Origin of the sequence: Paenibacillus xylanexedens (assembly GCF_007680605.1) — a bacterium.
Taxonomy (GTDB): Bacteria; Bacillota; Bacilli; order Paenibacillales; family Paenibacillaceae; genus Paenibacillus; species Paenibacillus xylanexedens_B.
This window is the reverse complement of the sequence record NZ_VEIO01000017.1, coordinates 1-15,541: the sequence shown is the minus strand read 5'-3', so window position 1 is coordinate 15,541 and position 15,541 is coordinate 1. Positions and strand designations below refer to the sequence as shown.

Genomic DNA, 15,541 nt, shown 5'->3' with positions numbered 1-15,541 from the left:
TTCCCCGCACGTTTATCCTACCGTTAAACTCGTGGCTCGTATTGTAAAAACGCGACAACGACGAAATATCCGGTATACTAAATGAGATCGATTGTACCGGAATCATTTCATCATCATATCCAATCAGGAAGGAGAGTACACAAGAATGAAAAGGACAGGCCATCCTGTTTCCCCCTCCATGGGACTTCTGCATTTGCAAGAGGGCAACCAACGATATGAGTTATTACGAGTGCCTCCAGCCGAGGTGCTGGTTCCTTTTGTCAAACATTACTGGATGGTCTCCTGGGATCTTGCAGATCTTGAGCCGTATCCCCAGCATGTAGTACCTAATCCCTGCGTCAACCTGATTGTTGAGCGAAACAAAACTTATTTTTTCGGGCCTTCTGATCAAAAGTTTACCTACACTGTTCACGGTAAAGGCCGTGTGTTTGGCGTAAAGTTCAAACCGGGAGGGTTCTATCCTTTTCTTCAAGCACCCGTATCTACACTCTACGGGAAACCACTGGAGGTATCTGGCCTGTTAGGCATCCGTGCCAGAACATTAGAGGATATTTTGCTAGGTGAAGACGCCATGGAGGACAAGGTCCGTTATATGGATCAGGTGCTTTCTGCACGCCTTCCCTCGGAGGACATAGAAGCGAACTTAACCTGCGCTATCGTGCAGCACATTGAGCAGGATCGGGATATGTTGAGAGTAGATCAGCTGTCAGCCCGCTGGAATCTGCATACACGTAAGCTCCAGCGTTTGTTTAATCAATATATCGGCATCAGCCCCAAAACAGTCATCCAATTATATCGTTTGCAAAATGCGGCCGAATGCATAGAAAATGGTTTAACCTGCGACTTAAGCAAGTTATCTCAAGACTTGGGATACCACGATCAATCCCATTTTATTAAAGACTTTAAATCCATTATTGGCAGTACACCTGAAGAATATATGCTGTTGTCTGAACACGTTCCATTAGGTAGAGATGTAAACCACGCAGGACGATAATCTATACAAATACGGCGGCCGGATATCTAGGGCAAGTGTACCACTTCAATGGTGTCTCCTGTGTGAACGACACCCTCACGTTCAACGGAACAGACGATACCGCGTTTCTTGCGGGCGGCCGGCACAAACTTTTTGCGCAAACCCTCCTGTCCGTAGAACTGTTCAATGACTTTTCCAGGATGCACACAAGGCAGGTTCTCTCCTTCACAGATCAAGCCTGTTCCATCAGGAAACAGAAGTCTGGTTCCCACAGGCAGTTCGGTCAATCGCTCTATACCGCGCACCAGTATATTGGCTCCGAGCCACTCGGGACGAACTTCCGGAATGCTCATCTTTTGGGCAATCCATGCGCACTCTTCTTCAGAAACGATGCTGATCTGCCGGCGATTGGCAATCAGCGTACCACGTTTGTAGATTTTCTGACGGGAATCTGCTGGTCTTAACAAACCGTAATGCCGATCCCCCGGTATTCCCGCAAGTTCAATATCTATAAAGGGCACTACCCTTGTCACAAATGTAGACGGATCATCTGCAAGCAAAACAAATTGAGCCGTTCCCATTAAACTCCCTCCTTTTCCGGATAACCTGCTTTCCCTTGTTGGTCTTTCATTGTTAGTTTGTGTATGAATCTTGGACGTTCGGCAGATGCTGATAGATATGTCTTATTATTTTACCCATTTTTCGAAGTTAGAAGAACATTCCGAATAAAACCTTAATACAACACACACAATTAAATTGCTAAAAATTAATTTGAAATTTTTCGCCTTTATGCTAATCTATATATTAAGTAGATTGTGAAGTTCATTACATATTAGAAAGCAGGGTGTTTCTTTTGATCGGTACTATTTTTGTCGCTCTTGTAGCTGTTGAACACTTCTATATCATGATTATGGAGATGTTCATGTGGACACGTCCACGCACGATGAAAACGTTTGGCACTACACCGGAGTTTGCTAACTCCACCAAAGCTCTTGCCGCTAATCAGGGTCTATACAACGGTTTTCTTGCAGCCGGTCTGATCTGGGGCCTGTTATATCCGGATTCCAGTGTAGGATTGCATATTCAGATTTTCTTCTTAGCATGTGTAATCATTGCGGCTCTCTACGGCGGTGCAACTTCTTCACGGTCCATTATCATTAAGCAAGGGTTGCCGGCAATCATAGCGCTATTGCTTGTATTGTTCCTGTAACTTGTTTAAAACGTGCATAATCTGCGACTGGACCCTCGGATATGGTAAGGTAGGAAGTATATCTTACCAATCACCAGAATGGTTCTGGAAGTAGGAAGGGGAACATGTCATGGGACTGTTTGACAAGCTGCGTCGGCGCAAAAAGGAAAAGGTACAATCCAGCGTTGCTGCTCCGCAGACGGATTATAGTCAAACCATTGTCGGATTTGTGCTATTAGAACGGGAAGACTGCGATTTTAATCTTTTTATCGACCGGATGAAGATGGAATGGAATATTGAGATTAATGAGCAAGCCGAGGAAGGCAATCTCTTCTTTGAAGTCGATGGAATGCAGGTCGTGTGCGCTCACATTGCCGCACCTGTACCCGATCGAGAGGTCGAGGAGAATGCGAAGTTAAACATTCTTTGGCCAGAAGCTGAACAGGTGACTTCACGGCACCAGTCTCAGATCATTGTATCTGTTCTCAATGCAACAGATGCTATCCAGGGACATATCCTTTTTACTCAAACCGCATCCGCATTACTGCAATTGGATCATGCTCTCGCAATCTACATGTCTCCACTTGTCGTTGAAGCAGGTAAGTATGTGGAGGTAAGCCGCGGGCTTAAGGAGGATGAATTACCGGTACCTCTGTGGGTGTTCATTGGTCTGTATCAAAACCTCGAAGGCGCTTCAGCATATACTTACGGCCTCCGTAACTTTGGGAAAGTGGAGATGGAGATTGCCGGATCGTCCAAGCCATTAAGTGATGTCTTTGAGATGATGTTTATGACAACCACCTATGTTGTCGAGAATGATGTTACCCTGCATGATGGTGAGACTCTTGGATTCACTGCAGAGCAGAAACTAAGCATCACTCTTTCCAAGGGAATTGCTACGGAAGGGGAAAGCCTGAAGATTGGTTTTTAACCGTTTCCGCTACTACCTTGCACTACTGATGGATGTTCATAAAAGCCGTCTAGGAATTTATTCCGGGCGGCTTTTATGATTCCCCCAACATGGATGACTGGATCATAGAACCTCCACATATCTACATCTTGCATTCAACAAAAAATAATAGTCCATTCGTACTATGATGATATGTGTATACATTTTTATTTAACGTATAAAGGAGTATGATTAATAGGCCAATAGGCTCACACACATAAATTGATGAATGAGGAGTTGCCTGTATGTCTGTCAGACGTTTGGATTCACCTAAACCTATTATTGAAATTGTCTGGGAAGGGATTGTATCACCAGAGCAGGTCGAACAAGTTAATACTGAAATCGAGAGAATTGCTCCCCAGCTGGATAACGCATTTGATGTGCTCGTCGACATGAGAAATTTGAAAGCCTTTCCACAAGATACCAAAGATACAATGGTTGCGCATCAAAAACGGGCAAAAGAACTGGGCATGAAGCGGGCTAGTGTAGCTGTCGGTGGAGCGATCGCCAAGATGCAGCTTAATCGAATCTCCAAAGAATCAGAACATCAGACGGAATTTCAATGGGAAACATATGATGAGGCATTGGCATTTTTATTGAAATAAACATGCGAAATATAGCTCTTATATAGACAATGGGGTTCTCCGGTGGGGAGCCTCTTTTTGGCATTTGAACATTTAGGGCGGTAACTTTAGAGAAAGAACTAAAATTTGATTTCGAAATGACGATATATTGCATAAGCTTGCGAAGAAAAAAAGAGATTAGCATGTGGGGGGAATTGGAATGAAGCTCAAACCTAAATTAATGATGATGTTTCTGACAGCCGTGCTGATCGCTGCATTGCCAATCGCATTACTTGGTTTGTATCAGACGGAGAAACAAGCCACTCGTAATGTTGACTCCGCGCTCAAGGGTGTGATGACCTCTTCGGCTAACCAGTTGGACGGCTGGATTTCCAGTAACGCCAAAATTATCGAAACATTAGGCTTTGTTATTGAAGATGGCGTACCTGAAGGGGCGCTTACAGAAAACTATTTTAATGTGATGAACAAGGGCAGCAATAAAGAAAATTTGTCTGATCTCTATTTTGGCTCGGAAAAGGACGGGACTTTCATGAACGGTTCCGACTGGTCTCCAGATGCCGACTATGATCCCCGTAAACGCCCATGGTATGAGCAAGCTAAACAAGCGGATGCTCTGATGTTCTCCGATCCTTACCAGGATATGATGACCAAAGAGTATGCCGTATCCATCGCGATACCTGTACATAACAAGGAGGGCGCTTTGGAAGGCGTCGTTGCAGGCGATCTACTACTCTCCAAATTAACGGACACGGTCAAAAAAATTAATCTGAACGGACTCGGATACACCTTTATGATAGACAAAAATGGGATGCTTCTCGCCCATCCAGAGGAAAAAATGGTGAACACCTCGGCCAAGGATAATTTAGAATTAAGCCCTTTGCTGGCAGATATGCAGAGCAACCCTTCAGGGGAAAAGTCGTTTCATTATAACGGCGAAGATTACCTGTTATTCTATAACCAGATTCCTAGTACAGGCTGGGTGATCGGTTCCGTGATTTCAAAAAAACTTGCCTATGCTGAATTTTATCAGTTGCGTAATAATTATATTCTAATTATTGGAGCTACACTTCTGGCTGTACTGGCTGGAGCTTACTGGGTTGCGACTCTGTTCATTAAACCGTTGAAACAGCTGCACCAGACCTCCATGCAAATGTCAGGCGGTGACTTCACGGGACGGGTTAACGCGAAGGGCAAAGATGAATTTGCCGAACTCGGCATCGCCTTTAACCAGATGTCAGATCAACTCGGCACACTGCTACGCCAAGTCACCACCTCGGCTGACCGAGTACACAGCATTTCAGAAGAGATGCAGGAACACACGGAAAATACCAAACGAATTGCTGAACAAATCTCGATTGCCACAGATGAGCTGGCTCAAGGCTCCAGCACACAAGCTGAATCCGTCTACGACGGATCAGGTCGTCTGGCTATTATGAGTGACAACGTTGGGGGTATTAACCGCAGTGTAGAACAATCGGTGGAGATGATACGTGACGCCGGTGAAGCGATGCTCACAGGTCTGCAAGCCGTGGATCACCAGGTTGAACTGGCAGACGGCAATCGACACTCCATTGACCGGGTAGGTGAGTCGATTACACTGCTTGCCGACAAGTCTCAGAAGATTGAGGGCATCGTGGCTATGATTCAAGGCATAGCCTCTCAAACCAATCTGCTGGCGTTAAACGCCTCCATTGAAGCTGCTCGGGCGGGTGAACACGGACGGGGCTTCGCTGTTGTGGCAGAAGAAGTACGCAAGCTTGCCGAGCAATCTGCTGACTCTGCCAAAGACATTATCGTACTGCTGAATGAAATTCAGACAGCCAGCGGCATGAGTGTTAACGAAGTACGCACGGCTGAGCAGGGTGTTGAACAACAGGTTGCTGCCGTGCACAACATGCGTGAATCCTTCGTTCGCATTCAACAGTCGATTGAGGGAATCGAAACTCAGCTGAAACAAGTGTCCTCTGCAACGACGGAACTGGACGACAATGCTGACAAAGTTGCCGAGGTGATCTCCAGCGTTGCGGCGATGTCGGAGCAAAGCGCTGCTTCGACGGAAGAAGTGGCTTCTTCCACACAAGAGCAATTCAATTACATTACCAGCATCTCCGAGCGCTCCAATGAATTGGCTGAGCAATCCAAAGCACTGGCCGACGAGGTGAAAAAGTTCAAGGTGTAATCTTTGATATCAATACGGATGACCTCTGTAAAAGGACATGCATATCCAAGCTCATTAAATCAAGAAATCAGCATTATAGATATAAAAATACAGACCTTATTATGCTCCAGATGGTGCTAATAAGGTCTGTTTACTGTTTGGTTATGTGTCACAGACACCATTGGACACTTGCATGGTACCGCAGCAGATAAATAATCAACATGTGCGGTTAGATCCCGTGTATTACATCAAATACTGTGACTATTTACGTAGCTCTGCTGGTGCTTGACCTGCCGAATCCCGAACCACCAACTCCGGTTTAAGTACAATTTTTTGTGGAGCCTTCTGCTCATCCTTTAGCTCATCGATCAACAAATCCACTGCACGGCGACCCAAATCTTCAATTGGTTGGGCAATCGTGGTTAGGGGCGGGCTCGTTACCGAAGCGAGAATCGTATTGTCGAATCCGATAATGGATACATCTCTCGGTACACGTAGTCCCAACTCCTTGGCTGCTTGAAGTGCACCAATCGCCTGTATATCATTACAACAGAATAAGCCTGTCGGATGATTCTGTTCACCGAGTAGCCGCAACGCCTCTTGTTTGGCAGAGCCTAGATCTGCAGCTGATTCGCGGATCTGATTGGACTCCAGTACGTATCCTGCCTTATTTAATGCTTCACGGAAGCCGCGTATCCTTTCCTGACTGCTACTGACTTTGGATGGCTCAGACAAGACCGCCAGACGAGTATGTCCAAGTTCAAGCAGATATTGCGCAGCCAATAAACCGCCAAGCCTATCGTCAATAGTGACCGTATGCACCGACAACGCGGGCATATGGCGGGCAATCAGCGCAACAGGCATCGACTGCTGCAAGAGCGGTGACAGAATTTCTGCATTATCGATCCCGGTTCCGATCATCATGCCGTCGACTCTTTTTTGCTGCAACAGATTCAGGTATCGCTCTACTCGCTCGTCCTTGTTATCCGTACTACAGATCACCACGCTATATCCCAACTGGCGGCTGCGGTCCTCTACTGCCCGGGCAAGCTCGGCAAAGTACGGATTCGAAATATCCGGTACAAGCAGGCCTAGCGTATACGTCTGTTTACCTGTCAGTGCAGCAGCAATTGCGCTCGGTTGATAGTGAAGCCGCTCCATGATCTCCATAATCTCGGCACGGCGTTTCTCGCTGATCTTGCCTTTGCCGTTAATCACCTGTGAGACGGTGGCAATCGATACCCCCGCCTCGCGTGCTATATCGTAAATGGTTGCTTTCATCGTTTTTCCCCATTTGTGCTATATATAAATTCATTATACATAGATGATTATTCTCTTCTTATTATGAAGGGGGAATACTGCTTACGCAATGTGAAGACGAAATTACTTATGACTTTTACTTTTTGAACAGCCACTCATGATCGGGATCGTTATGGAACTTCCACGTCCGTGTCGGCCCTGCCATCACATTCAGATAATAGACTTCATATCCCGGAGGCGCACCTACCGGATGGTATCCATTCGGTACAAGCACGACCTCACCGTTTTTCACGGCAAGTGTTTCGTCCATAGAACGATCATCGGTATACACGCGTTGAATGGCAAACCCCTGCTCCGGCTGCACACGGAAATAATACGTTTCTTCCAGCAATGATTCATCCGGCAACGCATCCCGATCATGTTTATGCGGCGGATAGCTCGACCAGTGACCGTCTGGCGTGAACACTTCAACGACCAGCAGGCTGTCAGCTTCTTTTTGCTCCGGTAAAATGTTATGGATATGACGCTCCAGATTGCCGTAACCGCGCCCTTCCACACCTACGTCCTCAGGAGCGATTAGTCGCGAAGGATACGTCCCTTTCCCTGGGGCAACACAAATCGCGATCTCCAGATCGGTAAGTGCCGTAACTTCAATCTGATCTGACGTGGACACATAGACGGAGTACGGAGGAATTTTTTCGAAAACGCTCATGCGTTTCCCGATATTCTCCCACGTGTGCTCCCGAGTACTTACATTCGCAAGCCCGCTGAGAAGCACAACACAGAGCTCCTGGTCCCCACTCTCACGGCTTAGCTTCTCCCCTGTTGCTAGTTTTGCAACCTGAAATCCGACGTATTCCCAGCCAGCAGATTCCGGTGTCACCGTTAATATTGTTCCGTCTGCCTCCGGGTTTACGGCAGGTTTTACGATAAGTTCTGACATGTTATTGATCCACTCCTTCCATCCTCGTCTGCTATCACTTGATCTGATCCTTATGTGACGGTATCGTTCATTTATTTGAAGAGAAAATTTGCTTCCTTCGGACTTTTCAGATACTCCCTAATTAATTTGCCGGTTGCGTCTCACGCGGTGCGCCTGGAACTTCAGTCATCTTCACAGGTCTTCCCTGCTCCATGGACATCTTGGCTGCCAAAGCGATCCGCTCCGCCTGTACGGCGTCGTTACCGTCCACGATGACCGGTATATCATGAATAATGGCATCGATAAAAAGAGCTGTCTCCTGCACATACGCTTCATTGTAACGTTCCAGGAAGAAGTGCAGTGGTTTGTCACGCATCAGACCAGCTGCTGTGCTGATCTCCGCTGTATTCGGATGGTCATTATCCGCTGAAGCGCTGCCCAAGGAACCGAATACTTCCACACGTTGATCATATCCGTACACGGCCTGACGGCTGTTGTCGATCACACCAATAGCACCATTAGCAAACGTCAACGTAACGATGGCTGTATCCACATCACCATGCTCGGCGAATACCGGATTAATGAGTACCTTACCTTTAGCATAAACTTCCTCGACTTCACTGCCAGACAGATAACGGGCCATATCGAAATCATGAATCATCATATCCATGAAAATTCCGCCGGATACCCGGATATATTCCGCAGGTGGTGGGCTCGGGTCACGGGAAGTAATCTTGAGAATATGTGGATCACCAATCGTACCTTCCAGCACATGGGAACGCACTCTTCTGAAGTTGTGGTCAAAACGGCGGTTAAATCCGATCTGAAGTTTCACGCCAGCCTTTGCTACAGCCGCTACAGCCGCTTCGGTCTGGGACAAGTCCATACTTACCGGCTTCTCACAGAAGATATGTTTACCCGCTTGTGCTGCTTGCTCGATCAACGGTACATGTGTATCTGTTGAAGAACAGATTAATACTGCATCAATGTTTGACATGGCAATGAGCTCACTGCTGTCTTTGGTGACAACAGAGATGCCGCGTTCAGTGGCCCATGCTTCCAGTTCAGGTCCTGCGAACAAATCACTGATCGCAACAATTTCGGCATGCGGGTTACGCAGCAGGTTGTCTGCATGGATTTTGCCGATACGTCCAGCACCGATAATGCCAATTCTTACTTTGTCCTTGCCCATTCCGTTATCCTCCCTATTTGCTTCCCTATGGTGTCTGGGAACTGAGCCCTTGCTCAGCGCCCCTGTATTGCATGCTGTACGCTGTGCGTTGATCGATTACCAGCGTGTAGTTACCATTTTCTTGCGAGTGTAGAACTCTACACCATCCGTGCCGTTAGCATGCAGATCACCGTAGAAGGATTTCTTCCAACCGGAGAATGGGAAGAAGGCCATCGGAGCCGGTACGCCCAGGTTCACGCCCAGCATACCCGCTTCAATCGTTTCACGGAACTGGCGCATATTCGCACCGCTACGAGTAAACAGACATGCCCCGTTAGCAAAGTCTGAACGGTTTGCCAGTTCTACCGCTTCCTCCAGCGTTTCTACTCTTGCCACCGAAAGTACTGGAGCAAAGATTTCATCTTTCCAGATTTTCATGGTGCTATCTACATGATCAAATACAGTTGGTCCTACAAAATAACCGGAGCCGTCTGTCGCCTGATCCTTGCGTCCATCCCGGATCAACGTTGCACCTTCCTGTTCACCTGATTCAATGTAACCCAGTGTACGCTCTTTGTGAGGTCCACGGATGACCGGTCCCAGGAATACCCCTTCGTCCATACCATTACCGATGTTGATCCGGTCCGCTGCTTCCACCAGCTTTTGTACCAAGGCATCCGCCACATCGCCAACAGCAACGACAACGGAACAAGCCATGCAACGTTCGCCAGCTGATCCAAATGCTGCACTTGTGATCTCTTTTACGGTCAGATCAAGGTCAGCATCTGGCATAACGATGGAGTGGTTCTTCGCACCAGCAAGTGCCTGAACACGTTTGCCGTGTGCAGAGGCTGTTTTGTAGATGTATTCAGCAACAGGTTGTGAACCGACAAAGGAAATCGCAGCAACTTCTTTATGCTCAAGCAATCCGTTTACAACGTCATGTGCACCGTGAACGATGTTGAGTACGCCGTCTGGAAGCCCTGCTTCTTTGAAAAGCTCTGCCAAACGTCCGGCCAGGAGCGGAGTACGCTCTGACGGCTTCAGAACGAATGTGTTACCGCAAGCAATCGCCAGCGGGAACATCCAGCAAGGTACCATCATCGGGAAGTTGAACGGAGTGATTCCCCCGATGACCCCGATTGGGTAACGGTACATGCCCGACTCCAGTCCTGTAGCGATGTCAGGCAATTGTTTACCCATCATGAGGTTCGGAGCACCCGCCGCGAACTCCACGCACTCAATGCCACGCAATACTTCGCCATAAGCTTCGGCATAACTTTTACCGTTCTCCAGTGTCACCAGTTTGGCTAGCTCTTCCCAGTGCTCTACCAGCAACTGCTGATAACGGAACAGAATGCGGGCACGGCGAGGAACCGGTGTAGTGCTCCATGATTTGAATGCTTCCCGCGCAGTCTGTACCGCCTGATCCACATCCGCTTGTTCAGACAGCGGCACGTATGCAATGATCTCTTCCGTAGCCGGGTTAACAACTGCTTCGGTTCGTGTCGTTGTTGGGGTTACCCAAGTACCCCCGATCCAGTTTTGTACATTCGTCACTGTTGCAGACGCTTCTGAAGTCCCTTTTCCCATGTGTGTTGTCTCCCCTCGTTTATGTGTTACTTCGGTGTATTTCTTTCCTATCCAGTGCGTATCTTCGTATCACGAAGTCCCATTGATTCAACATCGATCATCTAGAATAAAGCCATCTGTTTACGGCTGTATCAAGACGGAACAATCTCGCCCCGGTTGCAGCGTTCGATATAGTCATCCACCTGTTCCACCGTTGGCATGGCATCCGAACAACTGTGGCTGGAAATGACGATACTTGCTGCAGCACTTCCGTAGCTCATACTGCGCTCGATGGTCCACCCTTGCATTAAGCCGTAAAGGAAACCAGCCGCGTAAGAATCACCTGCACCGAATGTTTTCACGACACGAGCAGGGTAACTGTTAGCCCGATGTGAGAGCCCTTCACGCGTATATGCGATGGAGCCTTCTTTTCCGTGCTTGATCACAACGATTTTCGCTGAGAAATCAAACCATTTCTGTGCCGTCACCTGATCATTATGATCCGGGTTGTTTTCGAATGTCTCCATCATGTCGAACTCTTCTCGTGTGCCCAGAATGATATCGCATTTCTCGGCAGCGAGGTTATAATAAACGGCCGTTTCTTCATCCGATGTCCATGTGTATGGACGGTAATCGAGATCAAATACGATAATAGTGCCGTGTTTTTGGGCATAGGTCAGTGCCTGGATTACTGCTTCCCGCGATGGGCTCTGTGCGAGAGCTGTACCGGAGATCAACAACACTTTGGAATCCGCAATCAGCTGTTCCTGTACCTCGCTAGCCTGCAATAAAAGATCCGCTACGTTGTCTCGGTACATCAGGATACTACAGTCTGTCGGGCTTTTAATCTCGGTAAAAGCAAGTCCGGTTACTGCCCCAGTGTTGTCAGTTACCACATTAGAGGTATCGATCCCGTTTTTCTCCAGATAACTTTGGATGAATCTGCCCATCTGGTCACCTGCGATTTTGCCGATGAAAGCCGTCTCCATGCCAAGTCTGGACATGCCGATCGTAATATTGGCCGGAGAACCGCCAACATATTTGGTAAACGTCATCGTCTCTTCCATTGGACGGTTGATCTCATTGGCATTCAAATCGATGCACAAGCGGCCAATGGCAGTGAAATCCTTTTTCCTGGTTGCTGGAAAGGATACGTAAGTCATTGCGTTTGAGCCCCTTTCTATGGTGGAATCTCGATTGGTTAGGAGATGATTTCTACTCCATTTATATAAATTCATATTGGTTTATTCTATTTTGCCTCACTTACATATAGATGCTAGGCTGGTTAACTGTCTTTAATTGCGTTTGCTCTACTGCCCCTAGTACAGGGACTCCATATAGCTCAGAGAGCGTTTCGCATACTCATAAGGATTATGAATGGCAGGATCTTGTTCTCCTTCGAGCATCGCCCAGCCGTTGTATCCACGAGTGATCAGCTCCCGCAATATTGGTGCAAAATCAATGCATCCATCCCCCGGTACAGTGAATACACCTCTGCGAATACAACCAACAAAGTCAGATTGCTCTGCTCGTGCCTGATCCAGTACATCCGGGCGAATATCCTTCAGATGGATGTAAGCAATCCGGTCGTAATGTTTACGAAGCACCTCAAGTGGATCAGCGCCGCCATAGTAGGCATGGCCTGTATCAAAGAGTAAGTAAACCAGTGACGGGTCTGTGAGCTCCATCAAACGATCAATTTCCTCTGGTTGCTCAACTACCGTACCTCCGTGATGGTGATAAGTGAGTTTAAGCCCATACTCCTGGGCAATGGCACCGGCTTGGTTCAAGCCTTCAGCAAGAACATGCCATTCGGCATCGCTGAGTCTAAGCACTTCTTTTTCATACGGTGTCCGTCTTGGATCAAAATGAAGTGAACCGCCTACCTCAGCCGTACTAATTACCTTGCTTCCCATGGACTGCAGAAATTCCGCGTGTCTGCGATAGTCGTCCAGCTCTGCTTGGCGATATGCTGGATCGGAGAATAGTACGGATTTCCACTGGGAGATCAGGTTGATATTACGCTTGCTTAGTTCCTCGCGCAGTGTGGCAGGATCCGTAGGATACTTGCGCCCCATCTCTGTACCCTTTAGTCCAAGACGCTGAATATCGTCCAGAATCTGTGCACAAGTTGTATCATCACCATGTTCCTTTACATCTTCGCCGACCCAATTGATCGGATGAATCCCAAGCTGGAATGGCAGCTTGCTCATGATTCCACGGCTCCTTTTGTTGTTCAACTTTGTCAGATCTCTATCTAAAGAGAATTATTTATAAAATGAGTAGATGAGAGAAACCTCTCGCTTAAACCAGTTTTGCTTTGCCACGATTCGTTTTCATCGTCTCATGGGCACGAACGACTTTCTCCTCAACAGATACTTCAGGTACGCCGACATTCCACCATGACTCATATCCACCTGTATTCGTTCCAGGTACCACTGGAATTTCAATCAATGTTGTCACCGTTTCGTTCTTGGCATCCCGAAGCGCCTGTTCCAGTTGCTCTGCGGTTTCCGCACGATATGCTTTCGCTCCCATACTGCGAGCGTGAGCCGCAAAATCCATAGGCATATACTCACCCGTCAAACGGCCACTGTCTGTTTCACGATAACGGAACTCGTTCCCGAATCCGTCACTGCCGTGCTCGCGTTGCAGATTATGAATGCACTGGAAGCCATTATTATTGAATAAAAGAACCGTCATTTTCTTCTGTTCTTGCAGACTTGTAACCAGTTCAGAATGTAACATCAGGTAACTGCCGTCACCCACCATGGCATATACTTCACGATCCGGCTCTGCAAGTGCTGCGCCGAATGCACCGCTGACCTCGTATCCCATACAAGAGAATCCATACTCCATGTGATATGTCTTGGGCTCAGTCGAACGCCACAAACGATGCAAGTCTCCTGGAAGACTACCTGCTGCACAGACAATTACCGAAGATGGATCAATCGTGCGATTTACGATCCCAATGGCTTTTGTCTGCGCCAGACCGGCCTCGTGCTCGGCAGCGTACAGTCGATCCACCTCTGTAGTCCATTGATCACGAAGTTCAGCCACTTCAGATGAACCATATGCACTGCTGTACTGTTGTGCCTTCAATTCTTGTTGCAACGCCTGCAAACCTTCACGGGCATCTGCCAGAATGGCTTCCCCGCCTAACTTGGCAGCATCCATACTATTCAAATTGATGTTGATAAATGATACCTCCGGATTTTGAAAAGCAGCATGTGACGCCGTGGTAAAATCGGAAAACCTTGTCCCCACGCCGATCACGACATCTGCTTCTTTAGCCAAGCGATTGGCTGCCAGAGAACCGGTAACCCCTATGGCCCCCACATTAAGCGGGTGTTCCCAAGATACTGCGCTTTTGCCTGCTTGCGTTTCGGCAATCGGAATACCAAAGGCTTCCGCGAACTCAATCAGTTGTGCAGATGCTTCAGAATAGAGTACCCCACCGCCTGCAACGAGCAAGGGCTTTTTGCTATGGGTGATCTGCTTCGTTGCCCGTTCAATGGCAGCCTGAACAGGTGGCCTGCGATCCAGATAATGTACTTTACGGGCAAAGAAAGATTCCGGGTAGTCGTATGCTTCTGCCTGCACATCCTGAGGTAATGCCAGCGTAACAGCTCCAGTCTCGGCTGGGTCAGTCAATACACGCATAGCATTCGTAACTGCAACCATTAACTGTTCCGGGCGCACGATGCGATCCCAGTATTTGCTGACCGCTTTGAACGGATCTGTAGCCGATATGGTATAGTCACTGCTTACTTCAAGTTGTTGCAATACTGGATCTGGCTCTCTTGTAGCAAAGTTATCTCCAGGGAGAAGCAATACCGGAATCCGGTTCACCGTTGCCGTTGCTGCAGCAGTAATCATATTTAACGCACCAGGACCAATAGAAGTAGTGCATGCATAGATCTGTTTGCGGTTTTTCTGTTTGGCATAAGCTGCAGCTGTGTGCACCATACCTTGTTCGTTTTTACCTTGCATATACGTCAGGCTTCCAGGGCTACGTTCTAATGCTTCCCCGATTCCTGTTACATTCCCGTGTCCAAATATTCCGATAATTCCTTTTACAAACTTGGTCTCTACCCCGTCTACCGAGATGTACTGCTGATCCAGGTATCGAAGCAAGGCCTGAGCCATCGTTAGTCGAATCGTTGTCATGAATTGATCGCCATCCTTTCCTTTACGGGTTAAGCGCTTAATCTAAGTTAAGTTTAAGCGCCTTACCCCTAAAGGTTAAGCGCTTAATTCATATGGTATTACAGGCTAGGCATTTTCGCAAGTTATTTTTGTAAGCGTTTTATTAAAATTAAGGGGGATTTTCGTAAATAAGTACAAAAAGAGATGAACTTAGGATGCTCGTCTATCCCCTCTAAGTGCTAAAAAATGCAGTATAATTCTTTTACGGAGTATTATGCGCGGAGTAATGAACAAGCGTATTACTTTTTGATGAGATGTTTCATGTGAAGATAGTGATGCCCGTTGTGGAATGGCAGATTATCATAAACATCAGGATTTAACTTGAAGGCATTGAAAAGTTAGCTGAGTTTTGCTGGAGGGAATAAACTGAGGAAGAACAAACACATAGAGGCCACTCCATAGTAGAGAGGAAATCCTCACTTTCTAAACAAAAAAGAAAGAGAACACAGATCGTGTCTCTTTCTTCAGCAAAATATAAAGCGGGTGATGGGAATCGAACCCACGCTATTAGCTTGGAAGGCTAAAGTTCTACCATTGAACTACACCCGCATAAA

The 15,541-nt window shown here is 47.3% G+C and carries 13 protein-coding genes and 1 tRNA gene; 5 read left to right on the top strand and 9 right to left on the bottom strand.

Annotation, left to right across the window (positions count from 1 at the left end):
• Nucleotides 1-145: 145 nt before the first annotated feature.
• Nucleotides 146-994 carry an AraC family transcriptional regulator gene (locus FS818_RS28025; protein ID WP_145336668.1) on the top strand — a complete coding sequence of 283 codons (849 nt, stop codon included), beginning with the start codon at nt 146-148 and terminating at the stop codon, nt 992-994.
• Nucleotides 995-1,020: 26 nt separating this feature from the next.
• Here the strand turns inward: FS818_RS28025 and FS818_RS28020 are convergent, their stop codons facing one another.
• On the bottom strand, nt 1,021-1,554 hold the full coding sequence (locus tag FS818_RS28020) for an MOSC domain-containing protein (protein ID WP_145336666.1): 534 nt from the start codon (nt 1,552-1,554) through the stop codon (nt 1,021-1,023).
• A gap of 263 nt (nt 1,555-1,817) precedes the next feature.
• Between FS818_RS28020 and FS818_RS28015 the strand changes: the two genes are divergently transcribed.
• The 4 genes from FS818_RS28015 to FS818_RS28000 all read left to right on the top strand — a co-directional run bounded on the left by FS818_RS28015 (nt 1,818) and on the right by FS818_RS28000 (nt 5,874).
• On the top strand, nt 1,818-2,183 hold the full coding sequence (locus tag FS818_RS28015) for a DUF1304 domain-containing protein (RefSeq protein ID WP_145336664.1): 366 nt from the start codon (nt 1,818-1,820) through the stop codon (nt 2,181-2,183).
• Between the two features lie 109 nt (nt 2,184-2,292).
• On the top strand, nt 2,293-3,093 hold the full coding sequence (locus tag FS818_RS28010; protein WP_145336662.1) for a DUF4261 domain-containing protein: 801 nt from the start codon (nt 2,293-2,295) through the stop codon (nt 3,091-3,093).
• Nucleotides 3,094-3,356: 263 nt separating this feature from the next.
• Complete coding sequence (locus tag FS818_RS28005) at nt 3,357-3,716, top strand: hypothetical protein (RefSeq protein WP_145336660.1); 360 nt, start codon at nt 3,357-3,359, stop codon at nt 3,714-3,716.
• 178 nt (nt 3,717-3,894) lie between these two features.
• Complete coding sequence (locus FS818_RS28000) at nt 3,895-5,874, top strand: methyl-accepting chemotaxis protein (protein ID WP_145336658.1); 1,980 nt, start codon at nt 3,895-3,897, stop codon at nt 5,872-5,874.
• A gap of 240 nt (nt 5,875-6,114) precedes the next feature.
• Here the strand turns inward: FS818_RS28000 and FS818_RS27995 are convergent, their stop codons facing one another.
• From FS818_RS27995 to FS818_RS27960, 8 genes are all read right to left on the bottom strand, one after another.
• A complete protein-coding gene (locus FS818_RS27995) occupies nt 6,115-7,134 on the bottom strand; it encodes a LacI family DNA-binding transcriptional regulator (RefSeq protein ID WP_145336656.1) in 1,020 nt (339 codons plus the stop codon).
• A gap of 115 nt (nt 7,135-7,249) precedes the next feature.
• Entirely contained in the window at nt 7,250-8,056 is an 807-nt protein-coding gene (iolB, locus tag FS818_RS27990) for a 5-deoxy-glucuronate isomerase (RefSeq protein WP_145336655.1), read from the bottom strand.
• 121 nt (nt 8,057-8,177) lie between these two features.
• Nucleotides 8,178-9,227 (bottom strand): inositol 2-dehydrogenase, encoded by a 1,050-nt coding sequence (gene iolG, locus FS818_RS27985; protein ID WP_145336653.1) that lies wholly within the window; start codon nt 9,225-9,227, stop codon nt 8,178-8,180.
• A gap of 96 nt (nt 9,228-9,323) precedes the next feature.
• Nucleotides 9,324-10,799, bottom strand: a complete 1,476-nt coding sequence (locus FS818_RS27980) for a CoA-acylating methylmalonate-semialdehyde dehydrogenase (RefSeq protein ID WP_145336651.1) — start codon at nt 10,797-10,799, stop codon at nt 9,324-9,326.
• Nucleotides 10,800-10,930: 131 nt separating this feature from the next.
• Nucleotides 10,931-11,941 carry a 5-dehydro-2-deoxygluconokinase gene (gene iolC / locus FS818_RS27975; RefSeq protein WP_145336649.1) on the bottom strand — a complete coding sequence of 337 codons (1,011 nt, stop codon included), beginning with the start codon at nt 11,939-11,941 and terminating at the stop codon, nt 10,931-10,933.
• A 156-nt stretch (nt 11,942-12,097) separates the two neighbouring features.
• Nucleotides 12,098-12,991, bottom strand: a complete 894-nt coding sequence (gene iolE, locus FS818_RS27970) for a myo-inosose-2 dehydratase (RefSeq protein ID WP_145336647.1) — start codon at nt 12,989-12,991, stop codon at nt 12,098-12,100.
• A 91-nt stretch (nt 12,992-13,082) separates the two neighbouring features.
• Nucleotides 13,083-14,948 (bottom strand): 3D-(3,5/4)-trihydroxycyclohexane-1,2-dione acylhydrolase (decyclizing), encoded by a 1,866-nt coding sequence (gene iolD / locus FS818_RS27965; protein ID WP_145336646.1) that lies wholly within the window; start codon nt 14,946-14,948, stop codon nt 13,083-13,085.
• Nucleotides 14,949-15,465: 517 nt separating this feature from the next.
• Nucleotides 15,466-15,536 (bottom strand) — tRNA-Gly (locus FS818_RS27960).
• Nucleotides 15,537-15,541 lie beyond the last annotated feature (5 nt).

Bases quoted from the DNA above. Each gene is read 5' to 3' on its own strand.
- iolE (WP_145336647.1), bottom strand. From the start codon at position 12,991: ATGAGCAAGCTGCCATTCCAGCTTGGGATTCATCCGATCAATTGGGTC.
- FS818_RS27995 (WP_145336656.1), bottom strand. From the start codon at position 7,134: ATGAAAGCAACCATTTACGATATAGCACGCGAGGCGGGGGTATCGATT.
- iolC (WP_145336649.1), bottom strand. From the start codon at position 11,941: ATGACTTACGTATCCTTTCCAGCAACCAGGAAAAAGGATTTCACTGCC.
- FS818_RS28000 (WP_145336658.1), top strand. From the start codon at position 3,895: ATGAAGCTCAAACCTAAATTAATGATGATGTTTCTGACAGCCGTGCTG.
- iolG (WP_145336653.1), bottom strand. From the start codon at position 9,227: ATGGGCAAGGACAAAGTAAGAATTGGCATTATCGGTGCTGGACGTATC.
- iolB (WP_145336655.1), bottom strand. From the start codon at position 8,056: ATGTCAGAACTTATCGTAAAACCTGCCGTAAACCCGGAGGCAGACGGA.
- FS818_RS28020 (WP_145336666.1), bottom strand. From the start codon at position 1,554: ATGGGAACGGCTCAATTTGTTTTGCTTGCAGATGATCCGTCTACATTT.
- FS818_RS28010 (WP_145336662.1), top strand. From the start codon at position 2,293: ATGGGACTGTTTGACAAGCTGCGTCGGCGCAAAAAGGAAAAGGTACAA.
- FS818_RS28025 (WP_145336668.1), top strand. From the start codon at position 146: ATGAAAAGGACAGGCCATCCTGTTTCCCCCTCCATGGGACTTCTGCAT.
- FS818_RS27980 (WP_145336651.1), bottom strand. From the start codon at position 10,799: ATGGGAAAAGGGACTTCAGAAGCGTCTGCAACAGTGACGAATGTACAA.
- FS818_RS28005 (WP_145336660.1), top strand. From the start codon at position 3,357: ATGTCTGTCAGACGTTTGGATTCACCTAAACCTATTATTGAAATTGTC.
- iolD (WP_145336646.1), bottom strand. From the start codon at position 14,948: ATGACAACGATTCGACTAACGATGGCTCAGGCCTTGCTTCGATACCTG.